Annotated in this window: 20 protein-coding genes and 1 riboswitch; of the genes, 12 read left to right on the top strand and 8 right to left on the bottom strand. The window is 62.6% G+C overall.

Annotation, left to right across the window (positions count from 1 at the left end; genetic code table 11):
- Positions 1-115: 115 nt before the first annotated feature.
- The gene (gene ppk2 / locus NKJ67_RS15625) at positions 116-1,024 is read right to left on the bottom strand and encodes a polyphosphate kinase 2 (protein WP_127267149.1); all 909 of its coding nucleotides are present in this window, start codon (positions 1,022-1,024) and stop codon (positions 116-118) included.
- 223 nt (positions 1,025-1,247) lie between these two features.
- Between ppk2 and NKJ67_RS15620 the strand changes: the two genes are divergently transcribed.
- The 3 genes from NKJ67_RS15620 (at position 1,248) to NKJ67_RS15610 (ending at position 4,452) form a co-directional block, all read left to right on the top strand.
- Positions 1,248-2,513: an ATP-binding protein gene (locus tag NKJ67_RS15620; protein ID WP_127267148.1), complete on the top strand. Its 1,266-nt coding sequence runs from the start codon at positions 1,248-1,250 to the stop codon at positions 2,511-2,513.
- Between the two features lie 113 nt (positions 2,514-2,626).
- Positions 2,627-3,352 carry a phosphate signaling complex protein PhoU gene (phoU, locus tag NKJ67_RS15615; protein WP_127319336.1) on the top strand — a complete coding sequence of 242 codons (726 nt, stop codon included), beginning with the start codon at positions 2,627-2,629 and terminating at the stop codon, positions 3,350-3,352.
- 89 nt (positions 3,353-3,441) lie between these two features.
- Positions 3,442-4,452, top strand: a complete 1,011-nt coding sequence (locus NKJ67_RS15610) for a magnesium and cobalt transport protein CorA (RefSeq protein ID WP_127327671.1) — start codon at positions 3,442-3,444, stop codon at positions 4,450-4,452.
- 153 nt (positions 4,453-4,605) lie between these two features.
- Here NKJ67_RS15610 and NKJ67_RS15605 read toward each other — a convergent pair whose 3' ends face one another.
- Positions 4,606-5,124 (bottom strand): GcrA family cell cycle regulator, encoded by a 519-nt coding sequence (locus NKJ67_RS15605; RefSeq protein WP_127267146.1) that lies wholly within the window; start codon positions 5,122-5,124, stop codon positions 4,606-4,608.
- A 358-nt stretch (positions 5,125-5,482) separates the two neighbouring features.
- On the opposite strand from NKJ67_RS15605, the gene NKJ67_RS15600 reads away from it, so the two are divergent.
- The 3 genes from NKJ67_RS15600 to NKJ67_RS15590 all read left to right on the top strand — a co-directional run bounded on the left by NKJ67_RS15600 (position 5,483) and on the right by NKJ67_RS15590 (position 8,753).
- Positions 5,483-6,682 carry an aspartate aminotransferase family protein gene (locus NKJ67_RS15600; protein WP_352581867.1) on the top strand — a complete coding sequence of 400 codons (1,200 nt, stop codon included), beginning with the start codon at positions 5,483-5,485 and terminating at the stop codon, positions 6,680-6,682.
- Between the two features lie 17 nt (positions 6,683-6,699).
- The gene (gene argF / locus NKJ67_RS15595; RefSeq protein ID WP_256745963.1) at positions 6,700-7,611 is read left to right on the top strand and encodes an ornithine carbamoyltransferase; all 912 of its coding nucleotides are present in this window, start codon (positions 6,700-6,702) and stop codon (positions 7,609-7,611) included.
- 110 nt (positions 7,612-7,721) lie between these two features.
- The gene (locus NKJ67_RS15590) at positions 7,722-8,753 is read left to right on the top strand and encodes an Hsp33 family molecular chaperone (protein WP_256745964.1); all 1,032 of its coding nucleotides are present in this window, start codon (positions 7,722-7,724) and stop codon (positions 8,751-8,753) included.
- 47 nt (positions 8,754-8,800) lie between these two features.
- Here NKJ67_RS15590 and apaG read toward each other — a convergent pair whose 3' ends face one another.
- Positions 8,801-9,193 carry a Co2+/Mg2+ efflux facilitator ApaG/CorD gene (gene apaG / locus NKJ67_RS15585; RefSeq protein ID WP_352581866.1) on the bottom strand — a complete coding sequence of 131 codons (393 nt, stop codon included), beginning with the start codon at positions 9,191-9,193 and terminating at the stop codon, positions 8,801-8,803.
- 232 nt (positions 9,194-9,425) lie between these two features.
- On the opposite strand from apaG, the gene NKJ67_RS15580 reads away from it, so the two are divergent.
- The 3 genes from NKJ67_RS15580 to NKJ67_RS15570 all read left to right on the top strand — a co-directional run bounded on the left by NKJ67_RS15580 (position 9,426) and on the right by NKJ67_RS15570 (position 11,263).
- A complete protein-coding gene (locus tag NKJ67_RS15580; RefSeq protein ID WP_352581865.1) occupies positions 9,426-10,577 on the top strand; it encodes a ceramide glucosyltransferase in 1,152 nt (383 codons plus the stop codon).
- Between the two features lie 106 nt (positions 10,578-10,683).
- The gene (locus NKJ67_RS15575) at positions 10,684-10,953 is read left to right on the top strand and encodes a BrnT family toxin (RefSeq protein WP_127399269.1); all 270 of its coding nucleotides are present in this window, start codon (positions 10,684-10,686) and stop codon (positions 10,951-10,953) included.
- Between the two features lie 82 nt (positions 10,954-11,035).
- Complete coding sequence (locus tag NKJ67_RS15570) at positions 11,036-11,263, top strand: BrnA antitoxin family protein (protein ID WP_127272043.1); 228 nt, start codon at positions 11,036-11,038, stop codon at positions 11,261-11,263.
- Positions 11,264-11,286: 23 nt separating this feature from the next.
- On the opposite strand, the gene NKJ67_RS15565 is transcribed toward NKJ67_RS15570, so the two are convergent.
- Complete coding sequence (locus NKJ67_RS15565) at positions 11,287-12,474, bottom strand: O-succinylhomoserine sulfhydrylase (protein ID WP_352581864.1); 1,188 nt, start codon at positions 12,472-12,474, stop codon at positions 11,287-11,289.
- A 57-nt stretch (positions 12,475-12,531) separates the two neighbouring features.
- Positions 12,532-12,609: riboswitch (SAM riboswitch) on the bottom strand.
- Between the two features lie 138 nt (positions 12,610-12,747).
- Here NKJ67_RS15565 and NKJ67_RS15560 point away from each other — a divergent pair.
- Positions 12,748-13,842 (top strand): 2'-deoxycytidine 5'-triphosphate deaminase, encoded by a 1,095-nt coding sequence (locus NKJ67_RS15560; protein ID WP_352581863.1) that lies wholly within the window; start codon positions 12,748-12,750, stop codon positions 13,840-13,842.
- A gap of 97 nt (positions 13,843-13,939) precedes the next feature.
- Positions 13,940-14,710, top strand: a complete 771-nt coding sequence (locus NKJ67_RS15555) for an ABC transporter substrate-binding protein (RefSeq protein WP_292336177.1) — start codon at positions 13,940-13,942, stop codon at positions 14,708-14,710.
- Between the two features lie 177 nt (positions 14,711-14,887).
- On the opposite strand, the gene araD1 is transcribed toward NKJ67_RS15555, so the two are convergent.
- The 4 genes from araD1 to chvE form a co-directional block, all read right to left on the bottom strand.
- Entirely contained in the window at positions 14,888-15,880 is a 993-nt protein-coding gene (gene araD1, locus NKJ67_RS15550) for an AraD1 family protein (protein ID WP_127266707.1), read from the bottom strand.
- Positions 15,881-16,184: 304 nt separating this feature from the next.
- A complete protein-coding gene (gene mmsB / locus NKJ67_RS15545) occupies positions 16,185-17,471 on the bottom strand; it encodes a multiple monosaccharide ABC transporter permease (protein WP_352581862.1) in 1,287 nt (428 codons plus the stop codon).
- Positions 17,468-19,000, bottom strand: a complete 1,533-nt coding sequence (gene mmsA, locus NKJ67_RS15540) for a multiple monosaccharide ABC transporter ATP-binding protein (protein ID WP_352581861.1) — start codon at positions 18,998-19,000, stop codon at positions 17,468-17,470. Before mmsA ends, mmsB begins: the two co-directional genes overlap by 4 nt.
- A 120-nt stretch (positions 19,001-19,120) precedes the next feature.
- Positions 19,121-20,191: a multiple monosaccharide ABC transporter substrate-binding protein gene (gene chvE / locus NKJ67_RS15535; protein WP_127266709.1), complete on the bottom strand. Its 1,071-nt coding sequence runs from the start codon at positions 20,189-20,191 to the stop codon at positions 19,121-19,123.
- A gap of 313 nt (positions 20,192-20,504) precedes the next feature.
- Here chvE and NKJ67_RS15530 point away from each other — a divergent pair, with 313 nt between their 5' ends.
- Entirely contained in the window at positions 20,505-21,494 is a 990-nt protein-coding gene (locus tag NKJ67_RS15530; protein ID WP_127266710.1) for a LysR family transcriptional regulator, read from the top strand.
- Positions 21,495-21,503: the final 9 nt, after the last annotated feature.

Here is a 21,503-nt window from a genome sequence, read left to right as displayed (position 1 = left end):
GGGCGGGCCGCCCCCCCCCCCGGGGGGGGCTTTTCAAACCCAGCGCGGGGCGGGGGGCGTGCGTAAACCCCAATCCAACGCCCCGGGGGGCCAAGGCCCGGGGGGCGCGGAAGCGTCAATCCTGCTTGCCGAGGAATGACGGCCCTTCGCCGATGATCTTCTTGTCTTCCTTGCCGATGATTTCGAGATCGCGCCCCTCATAGGGCAGAGACGACAGGATGCGCCGCATGATCGCCAGCCGCGCGCGCCGCTTGTCATTGGCCCGTACGATGATCCACGGCGCGAATTCCTTGTGGGTGCGCTCGAACATGGTGTCGCGCACCTTGGTGTAGTCGTCCCACTTGGTGATGCCTGCAACGTCGATGGGCGAAAACTTCCAGCTCTTCAGCGGGCTGTAGCGACGGTCATGGAAGCGCTCGAGCTGCGTTTCCCGGCCGATGTTCAGCCAGAATTTGAAGAAGTGGATGCCCTCGTTGGAGATCATCCGCTCGAAATGCGGCGTCTCCTCAAGAAACTGCTCGTGCTGCTGCGGGGTGCAGAAACCCATCACCGGCTCGACACCGGCGCGGTTGTACCAGGAACGGTCGAAGGTGACGAATTCGCCTGAAGTGGGGAAGTGGTCGACATAGCGCTGGTAGTACCATTGCCCAAGCTCGGTCGGGGTCGGCTTGGTCAGCGCCACGTTGCGTGCCGTGCGCGGATTGAGGTACTGGCGCACCACGAAGATAGTGCCGCCCTTGCCTGCAGCATCGCGACCCTCGAACAGCGCCATCACCCGTTTGCCGGTCGACTGCAGCCAGGCTTGCGCCTTGACCAGCTCGATCTGCAGCTTCTCGAGCATCTCGTCATACTCGTCGCTTTTCATCTTCTTGTCGTAGGGATAGCCGCCAGCGGTCAGCTTGTTGTCCTCGACCCAGTCGGGAAGCACGGGATTTTCGATGTCGAACTCCCTCTCCTTGCCGCCGATCCTGATCTTCAGCGGCCCCGCAGTTGGCGCGGCGGGACTTTCTTTGGCTTTTTTCATCAAGACGAACCCTTTCCAGCTTCCGGACTCATGCTATGGGGAGCCACTATAGCGTCGCGCGTCCGTTTGGATGCGCAAAGGACGCTGTAGCACTTTTAATTTGCGCATGATCCTTTCCGAAAATCGATCCCGATTTTCGGGGTCATGCGGCAAGCGGTCTAGTGGAAGTTTTCCGCCACCGTGCGACCGGGTGCGAAGACATGGGGGGCAGGTCCACGAGCGAATGGCTGACCTGGACACAGAGCAGAGAGGCATGACGCAAACCATGGCCGCACGGCTGTGGAATAGCCGCTGGCTGCTTGCGGCCGGCGTCGTTGCGGTTCTCGCTGTTTATGCCTTGGCCGGGATTTCAGCCTATGTCGTCCCCGCGGCGCTGCTGTTGCTGCTTGCAGCGGCAATACTGCCGACCGCCGGCGCGCGCCAATCCACCGGCAGCGGCGCTGCCATCGAGGCCATCGGCCTGCAGCGGCTCTCGGGTGAATATCTGGCCGCCGCCGTCGCCGATCCGCTGATCATCTTCGACCGGACCGCCACCATCGTCCATGCCAACGCCGCCGCCTTCGCCGCCTTCGGCGGCATCGCGCCAGGCATGTCGCTGTCGCTGAAATTCCGGGCGCCGGAGATGCAGACCCTGCTGGACGGCGTACTGTCGGGCGATATCGCCTCCGATGTCGTCGACTACATGGAGAAGCTGCCGGTCGAACGGGCCTACCGGGTGAGTGTGTCCTCGGTCGGTCACGCCACCGATCTCTATGTGCTGGTCTTCAAGGACCAGAGCGAAGCACGCCGGATCGACCGCATGCGCGCCGATTTCATTGCCAATGCCAGCCATGAACTGCGCACGCCGCTCGCCTCAATCGCCGGCTTTATCGAAACGCTGCGCGGGCCAGCCCGCAACGACGCGGCGGCGCGCGACCAGTTTCTGCAGATCATGCAGAGCCAGACCGGTCGCATGGCGCGTCTGATCGACGATTTGTTGTCGCTGTCGCGGCTCGAGATGAAACCCTATCTGAAGCCGGGAACCGAGGTGGATCTGCGGCAGACAGTCGACAGCGTCATCGACTCGCTCGGACCGCTGGCCAGCGAAAACGCCGTCGCCATCGAGCGGCACTACGCCGATGGGCCGCTTCATGTGCCTGGCGATCGCGATGAGCTTTTCCAGGTTTTCGAGAACCTTCTGGAAAACGCCTGCAAATACGGGCAGTCGGGTGGGCGGGTGGTTGTATCCATAGCCCATAGCGATGCCGGATCAGAGCCAGGCATCGACGTGACGATCAGGGACTTTGGCCCTGGCATTCCCGAGGAGCACATTCCGCGCATTACCGAGCGCTTCTACCGCGTCGACGTCGAGACCAGCCGGACCCAGAAGGGTACCGGCCTCGGCCTGTCGATCGTCAAGCATATACTGACGCGCCACAACGCCCGGCTTTCGATCAAGTCCGAAGTCGGCAACGGCGCGGCATTCTCGGTTCATTTGCCGACTCACTGATATCGCCCTAATTCAAAGGGACTGTTTCTTTTTTCTGTCATCCGGCTAGCGTATCAGCGGGGATTCGAGGAAACGACTCAAAATCAAAACACCCCGTGGGAAGGCATTTTGCCATGCAGTCCGTGCACATCGTCAGCGCTTATGACGAGGAGTTGAAATATCTGTCGAAGCGCATCGCCGCGATGGGAGGCCATGCCGAGCGCATGGTCGAGCAGGCGGTTACCGCTCTCGTCAATGCCGACCCAGGCCTTGCCCAGAAGGTCATCCGCGACGATACCGTACTGGACGAGGGCCAGCGCGAAATCGACGACAAGGCCATCATCATCATTGCCAAGCGTCAGCCGATGGCGGCGGATTTGCGCGAGATCGTCGGGACCATTCGCATCTCCGCCGACCTCGAGCGGGTTGGCGATCTCGCCAAGAACGTTGCCAAGCGGGTGGTCGCCGTCACCGATGGACGCCAGCCGACCAGCCTGTTCCGCGGCCTCGAGGCTCTGTCCACCCTGGCGTTGACCCAGTTGAAGGAAGTGCTCGACGTCTACGCGTCTCGCGCGGTGGAGAAAATCGGCTTCGTGCGCGATCGTGACGACCAGATCGACGCCATGTACACATCGCTGTTTCGCGAATTGCTGACCTACATGATGGAAGATCCGCGCAACATCACGCCCTGCACGCATCTGCTGTTTTGTGCCAAGAACATCGAGCGTATCGGTGATCACGCCACCAACATCGCCGAGACCATCTATTACATCGTCACCGGCGATCAGTTGCCGGCTGAGCGGCCCAAGGGTGACAAGACCGACAAAATCAGTCTTTCCGAGACGCAGCCGGTGAAGTGAACGCGCCTCTCGAACCGTCACCCGATTTACGCTAAGCTTTCCGGGCTTTGCCTCTATCCTCGCCCGTGGATTTGCTCCGGGAGGTCGTGATGGAAAATGCTCGGAACCTGACCCCGGCGCCTGGGCCGATATCCGGCATTATCGCTTGCGGCGTCTACACGGCGGGGCGCCGCATCGCCGACATTCCCATCGAGGAAGCCGGCGAATGGGCAAAGAAATCCGGTCATGTCGTCTGGATCGGCCTTTTGGAGCCCGACCGTAACCTGTTGCTGCGCGTCCAGGCGCAGTTTCACCTGCATGAGTTGGCGATCGAGGATGCCGAGCACCCGCACCAGCGGCCGAAGATCGAGCAATATGGCGACGCCTTGTTCATCGTCGCCCGCACGGCGCAGTTGATCGACGGTCGGGTCACTTTCGGCGAGACCCATTTGTTCGTCGGCTCAGGCTACATCGTCAGCGTCAGGCACGGTCCCTCGACGTCCTATGCCGCCGTTCGTCAGCACTGGGAAAGCTGCCCGCATTCGCTGGCCAAGGGCGAGGATTTCGTCCTTTACGCCATTCTCGATTTCATCGTCGACAATTACATGCCGGTGCTCGAGCAGATCGAGGACGAAGTCGAAGCGATCGAGGACAAGGTTCTGCTGAAGCCGATGACCGCTCCCGACATCGAACGGCTCTATATGCTGCGCCGCGATCTCCTGCGCCTGCGCAATGCCGCGCTTCCGCTGGTCGAAGTCTGCCGACGGCTGACCAGCGCCGAGCTGCCGCAGATACATACCGCCATGCACCCGCTGTTCCGCGACGTGACCGACCACATCCGCACCGTCCAGGAGAAGATCGACAGCCTGCGCGAAGTGCTGGCGTTCGCTTTCGAGGCCAGCCTCCTGGTCGGCCAGAGTCAGGAAACGGCGAACACCAAGAAACTCGCCTCATGGGCCGCCATCCTGGCGGTGCCGACGGCGCTCGCCGGCATCTACGGCATGAACTTCGACAGTATGCCGGAACTGAAGATGGAATACGGCTATCCGGTGGTGCTGGGCGCTATCGCGCTCATCTGCACGTTTCTCTACTGGCGGTTCAGGAAGAACGGTTGGCTGTGAGAAGAGAGCGAATAGGGAGTAGCGAATAGCGAACACAAAAACGGCTTGCTTCCTGTGACGGAAGGCAAGCCGTTTCTATTCGCTATTCGCTATTCGCTATTCGCTATTCGCTATTCGCTATTCGCTATTCGCTATTCGCTATTCGCTATTCGCTCAGCGACTCCGCCGCCGCTCCGATGCCGGCTGGAACGCCACGCGGGCGTGATATTTGCAGTAGGGTCCGGTTTCGGCGGCTTCGTTGCCGCAGAAATGGAAGTCCTCTGAAAGCGGGTCACCGTTCGGCCATTTGCAGGTTCGCTCGGTCAGCTCGACCAGCTGCAGATGCCGCGAGATCGGCAGCACGACATTCTCAACCGGGCGGATGTAATGGCGTGCCACGGGTTCGGCGTCGAACTGCGTCTGCAAGGCGGTCGCGCCGATCGATGTCGTGACATGGCGTGCCGTGGTTGCAGCGCGTGATACCGATTTCTGGACGGTCGATCCTTGCGCTGCCTTCTTCTGGCGTGCCGGTGTGGCGGTCGAGCGTCCGCGGCCCGACAGTTTCAGCCGATGCACCTTCCCGATGACCGCGTTGCGGCTGACCCCTCCAAGCTGCGCAGCAATCTGGCTTGCGCTCAGACCCTCCGACCACAGTTTTCTCAAGAGTTCTACCCGCTCGTCAGTCCAGTTCATGAGACCGCGCTCCTCTAAGCGTGCGGCAATCGGAATCCTTCTCCCGACCCGGCAACATTTGCCGGGGCAGACACCACATATATCTGGTGATTAGGTCCGCCGCACGAAATCTAGTTATTTCTCAACTACAACTACTCTATGCGCTGACTCGGTGACAAGAGTCCCAAGTGCAACACGAATCGGTTTTTTCGGTTTTCCCCAACTTGCCCGGTCGCTGATGAGCCGGCGTCCCGTCGGAGGGCTTGCCGCGCGCCACTACGCGACGTTTTCGTTGACTTCATGGCCGAAAAACGGGATAAGCCGCACAGGCCGCCGCTTTGGCGGCTTTTTTGATTTTCCGGTACCGGAGACGCATATAATGAGCGGTTCGGCGCTTTACGAGACCTTTGCTCGCGCACCCCTGGCCTTCGACCACGGGGAAGGCACCTGGCTGGTTACCGACAAGGGCGAGCGATATCTCGATTTCGCCGGCGGCATCGCCGTCAATTCGCTGGGCCACAGCCATCCGCATCTGGTCGCCGCACTCACCGAGCAGGCCGCCAAGCTCTGGCATGTTTCCAACCTCTATGAGATTCCGGGGCAGAGCCGTCTTGGCGAGCGGCTGGCCGACGCCACCTTCGCCGACAAGGTGTTCTTCACCAATTCCGGCGCCGAGGCGCTGGAATGCGCGATCAAGACGGCGCGGCGCTACCATTTCGTCAAAGGAAATCCCGAGCGCTTCCGCGTCATCACCTTTGAGGGCGCCTTCCATGGCCGCACGCTGGCGACCATCGCGGCTGGCGGCCAGTACAAATATCTCGAAGGCTTCGGCCCCAAGGTCGAAGGTTTCGATCAGGTTGGCTTCGACGATATCGACGCCGCCGAAAAGGCGATCACGCCGGAGACGGCCGCGATCCTGATCGAGCCGGTGCAGGGCGAGGGCGGTATCCGCCCGGTGCCGACGCAGTCGCTGAAGCGGCTCAGGCAATTGTGCGAACAGCACGGCCTGCTGTTGATCTACGACGAGGTCCAGTGCGGCATCGGCCGTACCGGCAAGCTGTTCGCGCATGAATGGTCAGGTGTTACGCCAGACATCATGGCGATCGCCAAGGGTATTGGCGGCGGCTTCCCGATGGGCGCCTGCCTTGCCACGGATGAAGCAGCTGTCGGCATGACCGCTGGCGTGCACGGCACCACTTTCGGCGGCAACCCGCTTGCCATGGCGGTCGGCAACGCCGTGCTCGATGTCGTGCTGGAAGACGGTTTCCTCGAAGATGTCCAACGCAAGGCGCTGCTGATGAAGCAGGGGCTGGCGTCGGTCGCCGACGAATTTCCCGAAACCATCGAGGACATCAGGGGTGCCGGGCTGATGCTCGGCCTCAAATGCGCCATGCCCAACACCAAGGTGAACATGGCCTTGCGCGACCAGCACCTGCTGGCGGTTCCGGCCGGCGACAACGTCATTCGCCTGTTGCCGCCGCTCACCGTCACCGACGCCGAGATCCATGAGGCGCTCAACCGCATCCGCGCCGGCGCCAAGGGCCTGGCGGAGGCGATCGCTTCCGCCGCGGCGAAGTAATCCCGGAACCATTGCAGATGTCAGTTCGCCATTTCACCGATCTTTCCACCGTTTCCGAAGGCGATCTGCGCTTGATGCTGGACGATGCGGTGGTGCGAAAGGCGCGCCTCAAGGCCGGCGAGCGCACCAAACCGCTCGAAGGCAAGGTGCTGGCGATGATCTTCGACAAGCCGTCGACGCGCACGCGCGTCTCCTTCGACGTCGGCATGCGGCAGCTCGGCGGCGAGACCATCATGCTGACCGGCACCGAGATGCAGCTCGGCCGCTCCGAGACAATTGCCGACACGGCCAAGGTGCTGTCGCGCTATGTCGATGCGATCATGATCCGCACCACCTCGCATGAGCGCCTGCTGGAATTGACCGAGAACGCCACCGTGCCGGTGATCAACGGATTGACCGACGACACCCATCCCTGCCAGCTGATGGCCGATATCATGACCTTCGAGGAACATCGCGGTCCGGTCGCCGGCAAGACCATCGCCTGGACCGGCGACGGCAACAATGTGCTGCATTCCTTGCTTGAGGCCTCGGCCCGGTTCCGCTTCAACGTCAACGTCGCCGTGCCCGAGGGCAGCGAACCGGCGCAGAAGCATATCGACTGGTCGCGGGCACATGGCGGCAAGCTGCACTTCACCCGCTCGCCCGAGGAAGCCGTCGATCAGGCTGACTGCATCGTCACGGATTGTTGGGTCTCGATGGGTCAGGAGCACCGCGCCCGCGGCCACAACGTGTTCTCGCCCTATCAGGTCAACGCCAAGCTGATGGCCAAGGCCAAGCCGGACGCGCTGTTCATGCATTGCCTGCCGGCGCATCGTGGCGAGGAAGTGACGGACGAGGTCATCGACGGGCCGCATTCGGTGGTCTTCGACGAGGCCGAGAACCGGCTCCATGCCCAGAAGGCCGTGCTTGCCTGGTGTCTCGGCGCTTGAAGTGTCTCGGCACTTGATCCCAGGGAGCTTGATCTGCGGGGGTGTGATGCCTATTTGCGCCGCATCACGCAAATCAAGCGCGTTTCGACGCATGCGCCCCGGAGGGCGGCATGGCCGCGCCCTGGAGCTTTGTCATGTTGGAAACCTATCAAGTGACTGAACATCACCCCAAACTCGGCGAATTTGGCTATGCCGGCGACGATCATGTCGTGCCGTTCGAGGTCGGCCCGCTCGATGTGCGGGGCCGCACCGTCCAACTCGGGCCGATGCTCGACGCCATCCTCGGCCGCCACGATTATCCCGAGCCGGTCGCCCGCCTGCTGGCGGAGGCCTGTGTGCTGACCGTGCTGCTCGGCACCTCGCTGAAGTTCGAGGGCAAGTTCATCCTGCAGACCCGCACCGACGGGCCTGTCGACATGCTGGTCGCGGATTTTTCCACGCCCTCGGCGCTGCGCGCCTATGCGCGTTTTGACGCCGACCGGCTGGAAGCCCTTGTCGCGGCCGGCGAAACTTCCCAGCAGACGCTGCTTGGCAGCGGCGTGCTGGCGCTGACCATCGACCAGGGCGCTCACACGCAGCGCTACCAGGGCATCGTCCAACTCGACGGCGAGACGCTGGAAGATGCGGCACGCACCTATTTTCGCCAGTCGGAACAGATCCCGACCGATCTCAGGCTGTCGGTGGCCAAGCTTTTGACGCCCGGTCCTGGCGGTGCCCGCGAGCAGTGGCGCGCCGGTGGTATCCTGGCGCAGTTCCTGCCGCAGTCGCCGGAGCGCATGCGCGTCCCGGACCTGCCGGGTGGCGATGGCGATCCGCGCGAGGAGATCCACGACCCGGTCGACAATTCCTGGCAGGAGTTGCTGGCGCTGCTCGGCACGATCGAGCCGACCGAACTGATCGACCCGACGATCGGCGCCGAGCGGCTGCTCTACAGGCTGTTCCACGAGCATGGCGTGCGCGTCTTCGGCGGCGTCCCGGTCGCCGACCAGTGCTCGTGCTCCAGGGACAAGATCCGCGGCATCCTCGAGGGTTTTTCCGCGCAGGAGATCAAGGACAGTACAGAGGACGGCGGCATCCACGTCGCCTGCGAATTCTGCTCGAAGCAATATGACTTCGACCCGGCGGAATTCGCGGCTCAGTAGAGAGAAAACCACGCCTCACCGGCCGCGGAGCGGCCGGTGAGGCGAAATCAATTCACCGTCCGCCGCGTCCCCGGCAGGTCCAGCGAAAACGCCGGAATGGCGATGTCGAACGTCTCGCCCCGCTGGTTGCGCATCGTGTAGTGCCCGAGCATGATGCCGGATGGTGTCGAGAGCGGGCAACCGGACGTGTATTGGTAGCTGTCGCCGGGATTGAGTTCGGGCTGGTCGCCGACGACGCCGGGGCCGCGCACTTCCTCGACCCGGCCAGTGCCGTCGGTGATATGCCAATAGCGCGACAGAAGCTGCACGAAGTCGTCCGACTGATTGTCGATCGTTATCTGATAGCCCCAGACATAGCGGTTCTCCGAGGGATCCGAACGGTCCTCCAGATAGAATGGCCTGACCTGCACTTCGATGTTGCGCGTGACGGCGCTATACATAAGCGGCTCCAAAAAACGGTTCCAGCGGAACTTCGGCGCTCTGTGCGGTTAGGTCAACCGACCGAAGCCTCCTCTGGCCGACCTCGCGGGCAGGTGCCGACAAAGAATGTCATTTAAGTGACATATGACAATGATGGTGTGCGCGGACTGGTGATGCGCGACTCGGGCGCTCTGCTGAACTGTTGAAACCGGCCATCTTGCGGACCGGTTTTCCTGGAGTGACCGGATTTCGATGGAACTCACTCTCATAGCCGCCACGCTTTCAACTGTCCTCATCCTCTCGAATCTCGCCAGCATCGTGCTCGCCGCTTCGCGTCTGAAACGGCGCCACACCATTGGGCCGCCGGCCGCCAAGCCGCGGCCGGTGTCGATCGTCGTGCCGTCGCGCGGCGTCGAGCCGTTCACGCAGGAGACGCTGGAACGCGCCTTCTCGCTCGATTGGCCGCGCTACGAGTTGATTTTCTGCGTTACCCATGCCGACGATCCGGTGGTCAAATTGATAAACAGGACGATCGTCCGGTTTCCGAAAGTGCCAGCCCGGCTGCTTATCGGCGACGACCGCATCAGCGCCAATCCGAAACTCAACAATTGCGTCAAGGGCTGGGAAGCGGCGCGGCACGACTGGGTCGTCCTGGCCGATTCCAACGTGCTGATGCCGAGAGACTACGTCCAGCACCTGATGGCTGCCTGGCGGTCCGGCACCGGCCTTGTCTGCTCGACGCCGATCGGCTCCCGGCCTGCCGGCTTCTGGGCCGAGGTCGAATGCGCTTTCCTCAACACGCTGCAGGCGCGCTGGCAATATGCCGGCGAGGCGCTCGGCCTTGGCTTTGCCCAGGGCAAGAGCATGCTCTGGAACAAGCCGATGCTCGACGCCAATGGCGGCATCCGCGCGCTGGCCGCCGAGATAGCCGAGGACGCCGCCGCGACCAAGCTGGTGAACAGCCTCGGCTTGCGCGTCAATCTCGTCGCCGCCCCCTTCGAGCAGCCGCTTGGCCGGCGCTCGTTTGACGAGATCTGGTCGCGTCAGGCCCGTTGGGCGCGCCTGCGCCGCGTCACTTTCCCGCTGTTCTTCGCACCCGAAATCCTGACCGGCGCCTTGGTGCCGCTGGTGCTTGCGCTGATTGCCGCAGCCAGTGCCGGTTTCAGCCTCTGGGCAACCGCCATTGCCGTACTGGCGGCCTTCTACCTTCCGGAGTGCGCCCTGGCCTGGTCCAAGGGCTGGTACCTGTCGCCACGCATGGTCGCCGCGATCATGGCGCGCGACCTGATCCTGCCGGCGATGTGGGGACGCGGCTGGCTCGGCGGCGCCGTCGACTGGCGCGGCAATGCGATGACCATCGGCACCAAGACGGCCGAGCTGGAAGAGACGCCGTCCGGCGCCTGAAGGCGTCAGCTAGGTTTGACCGCTGGAATAATTATCGTATATACGGAAATGTTGCGTTAGGCTCTATTTTTGTGTATACATAATTTATGGGAACGCACCGGCGGCGATGCAGTTCGAGTGGGATGAAAACAAGGCCAGGACGAACAGGGCCAAGCATGGCGTGGATTTTGCGATCGCACCATCCTTCGACTTCGCCAACGCCGCTATCAGGCTCGACGACAGCGAGGACTTTGGCGAGGACCGCCTCGTTGCCATCGGTCTGATCGGAACTGGCGTCCATGTGATGGTTTATGTCGAGCGACGATACGCCATCCGCGTTATTTCGCTGCGCAAGGCCACAAGGCAGGAAATTACGGACTATGTCGAAAACCTCTAAGACGATCGTACGCCGTGAGGCTGCTGCGCCCCAGCTGTCACGTGCTGACGCTTTGGCGTTGGCCAAAAAGGCGCTTGCCGCGATGACCGACGAAGAAGATGCCAAGATCACCGCTGCGGCCGAAGCCGATCCGGATGCGCAGCCAACCGATGCCGTTTCGCGCCGCAAGGTTGGCCGGCCGCCGCTTGCCCGGCCCAAACGTGCCGTACAGCTACGCCTCGACGCCGACGTTCTCGACCGCTTCAAGGCCGCTGGCGATGGCTGGCAGACCCGCATGAACGAAGTGCTGCGCAAGGCGGTCGGCCTGTAATCCTGTGACGACGCTCGCGCGCGCTACCTGGCCTTCAGCGCCTGCGCGATGTCCTCGAGCAGATCGTCGGTGTCCTCCAGCCCAACCGAAAGTCTGAGCGTGCCCGGCCCGATGCCGAGCTCGGCGCGCGCCTCATCGCTCAAATTCTTGTGCGTCGTCGTCGCCGGGTGGGTGATCAGGCTCTTGGCGTCGCCGAGATTGTTGGAGATCAAGACGATGTCGAGCGCGTTCTGCAAGGCGAAGGCCGCCTGCTTGCCGCCCTTGACGTCGAGGCAGATCAGCGTCGAGCCGCCCGCCATCTGCTTCTTGACGATATCGGCCTGCGGATGGTCGGCGCGCCCGGGATAGATGACGCGGGCGATCTCCGGCCGGTCGGCCAGGAAATCCGCGATCCGGCCGGCACTTTCCGTCTGCTGGCGCACACGCAGCGGCAGCGTCTCCAGGCCCTTCAGCAACGTCCAGGCGTTGAACGGCGAAAGGCTTGGGCCGGTATGGCGGAAATAGTCGTGCAGGTTCTCGTCGATCCACTTCTTGTCCGACAGGATCACGCCGCCGAGACAGCGCCCCTGGCCGTCTATGTGCTTGGTCGCCGAATAGACGACGATATGGGCGCCGAGCTGCAAGGGCTTCTGCTGCAGGGGCGTGGCGAAGACATTGTCGACGATCAGCCTTGCGCCGATCGAATTGGCAAGCGAAGCGACAGCGGCGATATCGACCACTTCCAGCGTCGGATTGGTCGGGCTTTCCAGGAAGAACAGCTTGGTGTTCGGCTTGACCGCCTTTTCCCAGTTGGCGATGTCGGTGCCGTCGACCAGCGTCGCCTCGATGCCGTATCTCGGCGCCAGCGTCTCGACCACCCAGCGGCAGGAGCCGAACAGCGCACGTGCCGCCACGATATGGTCGCCGGCCTTGGCGCTGCACAGAAGGGCGGCCGTCACCGCCGCCATGCCCGACGCGGTGGCGCGCGCGTCTTCGGCGCCTTCCAGGGCGCACATGCGTTTTTCGAACATGTCGACGGTCGGATTGGCGTAGCGCGAATAGATGAAGCCCGGTTCCTCACCCTTGAAACGGGCTTCGGCGGCCTGCGCCGTTTCGTAGACATAGCCCTGGGTGAGGTAGATCGCTTCCGACGTTTCGCCGAAACCGGAACGCAGCGTTCCGCTGTGCACGAGTGCCGTCTGAGGCTTCCAGTTGTGCTTCTTGGTGCTCATCGCTTTTCTTCCAGACACAAAAAAACCGGCCGCGAAAGTCGCAACCGGTCCATACGGCCTTGCGGCCCGACGGTCCTTTAGCGACTTGTTTAACGTGGCTGCAAGCCGACCGGCCAAATCACCACGGGATAACGACCCTTTAGACCCGCGCCACGCTTGCGTCAATTGCCGGCTTCATTAAGAGGTTTGTACCAAGCAGGTTCCGCAAAAGTGTTCCACGGTTTTGCGACCAGAACCTGCGACAAGAAAAACGTCTGACCTAGGAGTGGAGCCTTGCGGCAGACAGGCATTCTTCCCGATCAGGACATATCGGCGCTGTTCCAGTCCGGCGCGCTGAAGTCGGCGCGTGCGCTCGACGCCGACCAGATCCAGCCGGCCAGCCTCGATCTCAGGCTCGGCGACAAGGCCTGGCGGGTGCGGGCCTCCTTCCTGCCCGGCCCCGACCACAAGGTCTCGGAAAAGCTCGACCGGCTGCAGCTGCACGAGATCAATCTTGCCGAGGGCGCGGTGCTCGAGACCGGCTGCGTCTACATCGTGCCCTTGCTTGAAAGCCTGGCGCTGCCGGCGGACATTTCGGCCTCGGCCAATCCGAAGAGCTCGACCGGGCGGCTCGACATCTTCACCCGCGTCATGACCGATCGCGGCCACGAGTTCGACAAGATCGCTGCCGGCTATCATGGCCCGCTCTATCTGGAAGTCAGCCCGCGTACCTTCCCGATCGTCGTGCGCACCGGCTCGCGCCTGTCGCAGATCCGCTTCCGCACCGGCAATGCGCTGCTCTCGGAAGCCGAGCTGCACGCCCTGCATCGCGCCGAGATGCTGGTCGCTACCGAGCCGCCGAACATTTCCGGCGGCGGCATCGCGCTGTCGATTGACCTCAACGGCGACCAAAACGGCCTGGTCGGCTACCGCGGCAAGCATCACACCGGCCTCGTCGATGTCGACAAGCGCGCCGCGCAGGAAGTCGTCGACTTCTGGGAGCCGATCCACAAGAGCGGCGCCGGCGAACTGGTGCTCGATCCCGACGAGTTCTACATCCTCGTCAGCCAGGAGGCGGTGCACGTGCCGCCGCTCTACGCCGCCGAGATGACGCCCTTCGATCCGCTGGTCGGAGAGTTCCGCGTCCACTATGCCGGCTTCTTCGATCCGGGCTTTGGCCATTCCGCGTCCGGCGGCACCGGCAGCCGGGCGGTGCTGGAAGTGCGCAGCCACGAAGTGCCGTTCATTCTCGACCATGGCCAGATCGTCGGCCGGCTGGTCTACGAACACATGCTGAAGCGGCCGCAGGCCCTCTACGGCACCGATCTCGGCTCCAACTACCAGGCGCAGGGCCTGAAGCTGTCCAAGCATTTCCGCGCCGCGCGCTGAGCGCCGCCGTCAGGCAAAATACTTGCCTGCGCTGGCTCGCCATGCTTGGCTGCCTTGCTGGTCGTCAAGATGCCGGCGTTCAAGGGGAACCAAGAAAATGCAGATTTCGAAATGGATCATATCGGCAGCAGGCGCTGCCATGCTGGTGGTGGCGGCCGGCTCGCTTTCGCAGGCGCAGGAGAAAATCAAGATCGGCACGGAGGGCGCCTATCCGCCGTTCAACACCATTACGGCTGACGGCAAGGTCGAAGGCTTCGACATCGACATCGCCAATGCACTATGCGCGCAGATGAAGGTCGAGTGCGAGATCGTCACCCAGGACTGGGACGGCATCATTCCCGCTTTGCAGGCGAAGAAATTCGACGCCATCATCGCCTCGATGAGCATCACCGAGGAGCGCAAGAAGCAGGTCGCCTTCACCAACAAATATTATACGACACCGCTCGCTTTGGTGGCGCCGAAGGACAGCGATCTCACCTCGACCGAACCACCGGCACTGGCCGGCAAGACGGTCGGCGCCCAGGCTTCGACCACGCAGGCCGACTACGCCCAGAATGAGTATGGCAAGGCAGGCGCGGAGGCAAAGCTCTATCCGACCCAGGAAGAGGCGATCACCGACCTGACCAACGGTCGTCTCGACGCTGTGATCTCGGACAAGTTCGTCCTGATGGACTGGCTGAAGAAGGCAAGCGACGGCTGCTGCAAGCTGGTCGGCGACGTCAAGGGCACCGAAACGCAGGCCGGCATTGCCGTGCGCCTGGAAGACACGGCCCTGCGCGACAAGCTCAACGCGGCCATCGATGCGATCGTTGCCGACGGCACCTACAAGAAGATCCAGGCCAAGTATTTCGACTTCGATATTTATTGAGGCTGGGCGCTGCAATCTCCCCCCTTGAGGGGGAGATGGCCGGCAGGCCAGAGGGGGTCGCAGTGCGTAGAGCGCCAACGTCGTTTGGTGCCGCAGAAGACGTCGGCACTCCACGCGCGACGACCCCCTCTGTCGCCTTCGGCGACATCTCCCCCTCAAGGGGGGAGATTACCCTTTCTACAGCGCCTTCACAGCCACCTTCACCGGCTTTTCGATCTCCAGCGGATTGCGCAGCGGCAGGCCGAAGTCCCCGGCCTCGATCTCGAACACATCGCCGGCCTCGGTCCTGATGCCGTCGGCGAAAGAGAGCGTGGCCGTGCCGAACATATGCACATGCACGTCGCCCGGCTGGCGGAAGGCCGCGTATTTGAAATGGTGATGTTCGAGATTGGCGATGGTGTGCGACATGTTCGCTTCGCCGGACAGGAACGGCTTTTCCCACAGCACCTCGCTGTCGCGCACGATGCGCGAGGTGCCGCGGATATCGGGCGGCAGGTCGCCGATCAGGATTTCCGGACCGAACGAGGCGTTGCGCAGCTTGGAATGGGCGAGGAACAGATAGTTCACGCGCTCGGTGACGTGGTCGGAAAACTCGTTCGACAGCGTGAAGCCGACGCGGAAAGGTGCGCCGTCGTCGCCGATGACATAGATGCCGGCCACCTCGGGCTCTTCGCCGGCGTCCTTGGCAAAGGCCGGTGACAGAAGTGCGGCACCTGGCGCCACCGCCATCGTGCCGTTGCCTTTGTAGAACCATTCCGGCTGCACGCCGATCTGGCCATTCGCCGGCTTGCCGCCCTCCAGCCCCATGCGAAACATCTTCATGGAATCGGTGAGCTGCTCCTCGCCGTCGGCGCTCAGCTTCTTGTGCATGGAATCGCGCGTCGCGGCGGAGCCGAGATGCGTCAGCCCGGTGCCGGTCAGGTGCAGATGCGCCGGATCAGGGTGATTGATCGGCGACAGCAGCCGCCCCTTCTTGTAAGCGGCCTCGAGATCGACCGTCTCGCCAAGCCCCTTGCGTTCGATCAGCGCGACGAGGCCGACGCCGGTGCGGGCGGCCTCCATCGCCAGCGAATAGACGCTGCGGGCGCCATTGATGATCCGGGTCTTGCCGCCATTGCGGGCGACGACGCGGATGGTCTCGGCGTCGTCGAGGATCTGGGAGATCAGCATGATGAATCCTCTCTCATTTGCCTTGGCAGGACTGCCAAAACGGCAGACCTTACTCAGCGCGGCCGGGACCTCGTCCATGCCACGGTTTAAATTCTCAGTTCGGATTGCGCTCGCGGGCCTGGTCCCTCAGGGACTTCTGTTACCGGCGGGTTGCCGGCAGCGCCGCGATCGTATGCCTCCTGCTTGCCTCGCCTAGAGCAGTTCACCGTTTCACGGAAACGGCGAACCGCTCTAACTCATTGTCTTGGCGCAATTCCAGGCGGAAAACCGTTTCACATTTTCCTGGAATTGCTCTTAAGCCCGTTCAAGCCTTGTTCTTGTTGTAGACGTCGAAGATCACGGCACCGAGCAGCACCAGGCCTTTGACCACCTGCTGCCAGTCGACATTGACGCCCATGATCGACATGCCGTTGTTCATCACGCCCATGATGAAGCCGCCGACCACCGCGCCGATGACCTGACCGACGCCGCCCATCGCCGAGGCGCCGCCGATGAAGACGGCGGCGATGACGTCGAGCTCGCTGCCGAGGCCCGCGGCCGGCACCGCCTGTCCCAGTCGCGCCGCGATGATCAGGCCGCCGAGCGCCGACAGCACGCCCATATTGATGAACACCATCAGCGTCAGCCGCTCGGTGTTGATGCCTGACAGCTGCGCGGCCTTGGAATTGCCGCCCATGGCATAGATACGGCGGCCGATGGTCATGCGCTTGGTGACGAAGACGAACAGCGAGATCAGCACGCCCATGACGAGCAGCACCACCGGTAGGCCCCTGTAGCTGGCGAACTGGTAGACCAGGAACAGCGCCAGCGCGCTGCCGACCAGCGTCTTGACGACGAACAGGGCAAAGGGCTCGGCCTCATAGCCATGGCGTTCGCGCTTGCGGCGCGTCCTCACCCCGAAATAGGCGTAGGCCAGCACAGCGATCAGGCCCAGCACGATCGTCGTCATGTGCAGCGTCAGGCCGCTGCCCATGATGGTCTTGCCGGCCGCGTTCACCGTCGGCGGGATCAGCGTCAGCGGGCCGATGACATCCGGGATGAAGCCGGAGCTGAGCGCCTTGAAGCCATCGGGTAGCGGCCCCACCGAGGATCCGCCGCCCAGCAGGGCCTGGCAGATGCCGCGGAAGATCAGCATGCCGGCCAGCGTGACGATGAAGCTCGGTATTCGGTGATAGGCGATCCAATAGCCTTGCGCCGCACCGATCGCGCCGCCCACGATCAGGCAGATGATCGACACCACCAGCGGATTGCTGAACGGACCGAGCGGCCAGATGACCATCATCATCGCCGCCAGCGCGCCGATGAAGCCAGCGACCGAGCCAACGCTTAGATCGATATGGCCGGAGACGATCACCAGCAGCATGCCCAGCGCCATCACGATGATGAACGAGTTCTGCTGCACCAGGTTGCTAAGATTCACCGGCTTGAACAGCGTTCCGTTCGTGGTGAACTGGAAGAGCACCATGATGGCGATCAGCGCCAGGATCAGGCCGTATTCGCGCAGGTTCGTCGTCAGCGCCGAGACGGCGATGCGTGGGCGCTGCTCTTCGGCGACGTTGCCCTGCGGGGCGGGGGCGCTTTCGGTGCTCATGCTGCTTTTCCTTCTCCACGAACGATGGCGCGCATTATTTTTTCCTGGCTTGCTTCCGCGGCGGGCATTTCGCCCACGATGCGCCCTTCGTTCATGACGTAGATGCGGTCGGTGATGCCAAGCAATTCCGGCATTTCCGACGAGATGACGACGATCGCCTTACCCTCAGCCGCGAGACGGGCGATGATCGTATAGATTTCGTACTTGGCGCCGACATCGATGCCGCGCGTCGGCTCGTCGAGGATCAGCACGTCCGGGTCGGCGAACAGCCATTTCGACAACACCACTTTCTGCTGGTTGCCGCCGGAGAGATTGCCGGTCATCTGATAGACGCTGGAAGCGCGGATATTGGTCTTCTTGCGATAGTCGTTGGCAACGGCGAGCTCGCGCATGTCGTCGATCACGCTGTGGCGCGAGACGCCGCCAAGATTGGCCAGCGTGATGTTGTGCTTGATATGGTCGATGAGGTTGAGACCGTAGGTCTTGCGGTCCTCTGTGACGTAGGCGATACCGTGTTGGACCGCCTTGCTCACCGAGGAAACGTCGACCGGCTTGCCCTTGAGCAGCACCTCGCCGGAGATGCGGCGGCCGTAGGAGCGGCCGAACAGGCTCATGGCGAATTCGGTGCGGCCAGCGCCCATCAGCCCGGCAATGCCCACCACTTCGCCCTTGCGCACGTTGATGTCGATGCCCTTGATCACCTGCCGCTCGGCATGGATCGGGTGATAGACCGACCAGTTCTTCACTTCGAACACGACCTCGCCGATGTCAGGCTCGCGCGGCGGATAGCGGTCGTCGAGTGAGCGGCCGACCATCGAAGTGATGATGCGGTCTTCAGAGATGTCCTTCTTGGCCAGCGTCTCGATGGTGCGCCCGTCACGGATCACCGTCACCTTGTCTGCGACCCGGTTCACCTCGTTGAGCTTGTGCGAGATCAGGATCGAGGTCATGCCCTGCCGCTTGAATTCGAGCAGAAGGTCGAGCAGCGCCTGGCTGTCCTTTTCGCTGAGCGACGCCGTCGGCTCGTCCAGGATCAGGAGCTTGACTTCCTTGCTCAACGCCTTGGCGATCTCGACCAGCTGCTGCTTGCCGACGCCGATATTGGTGATCAGCGTCTTGGGGTCCTCGTTGAGGCCCACCTTCTTCAACAGGGCGCTGGTGCGCGCCTCGTTGGAATTCCAGTCGATGATGCCGTATCTGGCGTGCTCGTTGCCGAGGAAGATGTTTTCGGCGATCGACAGCATCGGCACCAGCGCAAGTTCCTGGTGGATGATGACGATGCCCTTGCGCTCGCTGTCATGGATGCCTTTGAACTGGCATTCCCCGCCGTTAAAGATGATCTGGCCGTCATAGGTTCCTGAGGGATAGACGCCCGACAGCACCTTCATCAGCGTCGACTTGCCGGCGCCGTTCTCGCCGACCACGGCATGAATCTCGCCTTCCTCGACGCTGAGGTTGACGTTCGACAGCGCCTTCACGCCGGGGAACGTCTTGGTGATGTCGCGCATCTCCAAAATCGTCGGGGCCATGGGACAACCGCTCCTTGAGAGGTCGGCAAACATTGCCGGCGAGGTCGGCGACAATACCGGGCTCGCTGGTGAACGAAAAGGGGCCCTGCGTTGCGCAGGACCCCTGACTTTGTAACCGGGTTACTTCAGTTCGTCGGCCTTGATGTAGCCGGAGTCGACGACCAGCGCCTGGTAGTTCGACTTGTCGACCTCATGCGGCGTCAACAGGATCGAGGGGACGACCTTGACGTCGTTGTTGTAGGTCTTTTCATCGAGGCCGTCCGGCTTGCCGCCCGAGAGCACCTTGTCGACGAGCTCGACGGTGGCCTTGGCCAGTTCGCGGGTGTCCTTGAACACGGTCGAGTACTGCTCGCCCGTGATGATCAGCTTGACCGAGGCGGTCTCGGCATCCTGGCCAGTCACGATCGGCCAGGGCTGTGCGTCCGTGCCGTAACCGACGGCGCGCAGCGAGGCTGTGATGCCGCGCGACAGGCCGTCATAGGGCGACAGAACGCCATCGACGCGGCTGCCGTCCGAATAGTTGGCCGACAGCAGATTGTCCATGCGCGCCTGGGCGGTGGCGGCGAGCCAGCGCAGCGTGCCGACCTTGTCCATGCCGGTCTGGCCGGACTTTATCTTGATCGAGCCGTCGTCGATCAGCGGCTGCAGGACGGAGATGGCGCCGTCGTAGAAGAAGAAGGCGTTGTTGTCGTCGGGCGAGCCGCCGAACAGTTCGACGTTCCACGGCTTGGTGTTCGGGAAGCGCTCCTTGAGGCCCTTAACCAGCGAATTCGCCTGGATCACGCCGACGCCGAAATTGTCGAAGGTGGTGTAGTAGTCGACATTGGCGGTCTTCTTGATCAGGCGGTCATAGGCGACGACGACGACGCCCGCGTCAGCGGCCTTCTGCAGAGCATCCGACAGGGTGGTGCCGTCGATCGAAGCAATGATCAGCGCCTTCGGGCCTTTGGTGATTTCGTTTTCCAGCTGGCTGAGCTGGTTGGGGATGTCGTCCTGCGCGTATTGCAGGTCGACGGTGTAGCCGAGAGCCTCGAGCTGGGACTTGACGGCGTCGCCATCATTGATCCAGCGCTGCGAGGTCTTGGTCGGCATCAGCACGCCGACAAGACCCTTGTCGGCTGCGTGCGCCGAGTAGGTCATGGCAGCGATGCCAAGGGCCGCGACGGCGGCCAGTGTCTTGATGATTTTCACTTTAACTCTCCCTGTTTGATGGACGCGGCACCCCGGGGGTCGCGGGCCGCGCAATCGTGCAGAAGCGCCAAGGGCACTGCTGCCGTCATATCGATCTCCGGTATCCTCCCATGGCCCCGAGACGCTGATCCAATCGATACGATTATTCTCGTCAGCGACCGTCACGTCTTGGAACGCGCGGAGGGTGTGGGTCTTTGCCATAACTGTCAAATGCGATCTTTGATGGTTGCTATATCATGGTTGGTATATGTATTGGGACGTGACGGGCTGACTCCAAGGTCGGCCTTACACGAGCAGAAGGCAGGGAAAAGCGATGGCGCGGCCCGGGAATCCGACAACAGCTTCAAATGGTTACAGAGAAGCACGGGGCGATGGCGAAACCCTGCTGCGCAGCGGTCTCAGTCTGCGTCACATGCGCATGATCGTCGCGCTAGACGACCACAGCCGGGTCAGCGCAGCAGCCCAGGTTCTGAACATTTCGCAGCCGGCGGCCTCGCGCATGATCGCAGAGATGGAGGCGGTGCTGGAGGTCAAGCTGTGCGAGAGGCTGCCGCGCGGTATCACCTTGACGCCATACGGCAAGGCTTTGGCCAGGCGGGCGCGCTCGATCCTGCTGGAGATGCGTGAGGTGGACCGCGAGATTTCCGAGCTCAAGGCGGGCAAGGGTGGTTCGGTTTTCCTGGGTGCCGTGACCGCGCCTGCAATCGAGCTGGCGGTGCCGGCAATTCGTGAAATCCGCCGCATCTATCCGCGCATCGAGATCACCATGCAGGTCGAGACCTCCAATGTGCTGGCACGCGAGCTGATCGCCACGCGCCATGACTTCATCATCGCCCGCATCCCGGACGATCTCAATCCGCGGCTGTTCGAGTCGCGCGTCATCGGCGTCGAGAAGGCCTGCCTGATCGTGCGCCGGGGCCATCCGCTCACCAAGGGCGAGGCGGTGCGGCTGGAAGAGACCGCCGCCTATGACTGGGTCTTCCAGTCTGGCGGCTCGCCCTTGCGCCAGGCCATGGAGAGCAACTTCCTCAACCGCAACATCGCTTTGCCGGACCGTATCCTGAACACCAGTTCGCTGCTCCTGACCCTGGTCATGGTCGCGCAATCCGATGCCATCGCACCGGTCTCTGTCCAGGTGGCGAAATTCATCCAGAACCCTGACGGGCTGGCCGGCGCCATCGACGTCGTCCAGACCGAATTCGACATCGAGGTCAGGCCCTACAGCCTGATCACGGTCAGGAATCGCGCACTGTCGCCGGCCGCCAAGATGCTGCACGACTTCATTCTGAGGGAAGTGGGATGATGGCTCGCT

The sequence above is a fragment of the Mesorhizobium sp. M0088 genome, from assembly GCF_040322895.1.
In the GTDB taxonomy this organism is placed as follows: Bacteria; Pseudomonadota; Alphaproteobacteria; order Rhizobiales; family Rhizobiaceae; genus Mesorhizobium.
Note: the sequence above shows the minus strand (reverse complement) of the source record. Positions and strands in the feature narration are given on the sequence as shown.

Coding starts and splice junctions, on each gene's coding strand:
- phoU (WP_127319336.1), top strand. CDS start 2,627: ATGCAGTCCGTGCACATCGTCAGCGCTTATGACGAGGAGTTGAAATAT.
- NKJ67_RS15620 (WP_127267148.1), top strand. CDS start 1,248: ATGGCTGACCTGGACACAGAGCAGAGAGGCATGACGCAAACCATGGCC.
- argF (WP_256745963.1), top strand. CDS start 6,700: ATGTCAGTTCGCCATTTCACCGATCTTTCCACCGTTTCCGAAGGCGAT.
- NKJ67_RS15565 (WP_352581864.1), bottom strand. CDS start 12,474: ATGAGCACCAAGAAGCACAACTGGAAGCCTCAGACGGCACTCGTGCAC.
- NKJ67_RS15580 (WP_352581865.1), top strand. CDS start 9,426: ATGGAACTCACTCTCATAGCCGCCACGCTTTCAACTGTCCTCATCCTC.
- NKJ67_RS15570 (WP_127272043.1), top strand. CDS start 11,036: ATGACCGACGAAGAAGATGCCAAGATCACCGCTGCGGCCGAAGCCGAT.
- apaG (WP_352581866.1), bottom strand. CDS start 9,193: ATGTATAGCGCCGTCACGCGCAACATCGAAGTGCAGGTCAGGCCATTC.
- NKJ67_RS15605 (WP_127267146.1), bottom strand. CDS start 5,124: ATGAACTGGACTGACGAGCGGGTAGAACTCTTGAGAAAACTGTGGTCG.
- mmsB (WP_352581862.1), bottom strand. CDS start 17,471: ATGAGCACCGAAAGCGCCCCCGCCCCGCAGGGCAACGTCGCCGAAGAG.
- ppk2 (WP_127267149.1), bottom strand. CDS start 1,024: ATGAAAAAAGCCAAAGAAAGTCCCGCCGCGCCAACTGCGGGGCCGCTG.
- NKJ67_RS15555 (WP_292336177.1), top strand. CDS start 13,940: ATGCAGATTTCGAAATGGATCATATCGGCAGCAGGCGCTGCCATGCTG.
- NKJ67_RS15530 (WP_127266710.1), top strand. CDS start 20,505: ATGGCGCGGCCCGGGAATCCGACAACAGCTTCAAATGGTTACAGAGAA.
- NKJ67_RS15600 (WP_352581867.1), top strand. CDS start 5,483: ATGAGCGGTTCGGCGCTTTACGAGACCTTTGCTCGCGCACCCCTGGCC.
- NKJ67_RS15610 (WP_127327671.1), top strand. CDS start 3,442: ATGGAAAATGCTCGGAACCTGACCCCGGCGCCTGGGCCGATATCCGGC.
- NKJ67_RS15590 (WP_256745964.1), top strand. CDS start 7,722: ATGGCCGCGCCCTGGAGCTTTGTCATGTTGGAAACCTATCAAGTGACT.
- NKJ67_RS15575 (WP_127399269.1), top strand. CDS start 10,684: ATGCAGTTCGAGTGGGATGAAAACAAGGCCAGGACGAACAGGGCCAAG.
- mmsA (WP_352581861.1), bottom strand. CDS start 19,000: ATGGCCCCGACGATTTTGGAGATGCGCGACATCACCAAGACGTTCCCC.
- araD1 (WP_127266707.1), bottom strand. CDS start 15,880: ATGCTGATCTCCCAGATCCTCGACGACGCCGAGACCATCCGCGTCGTC.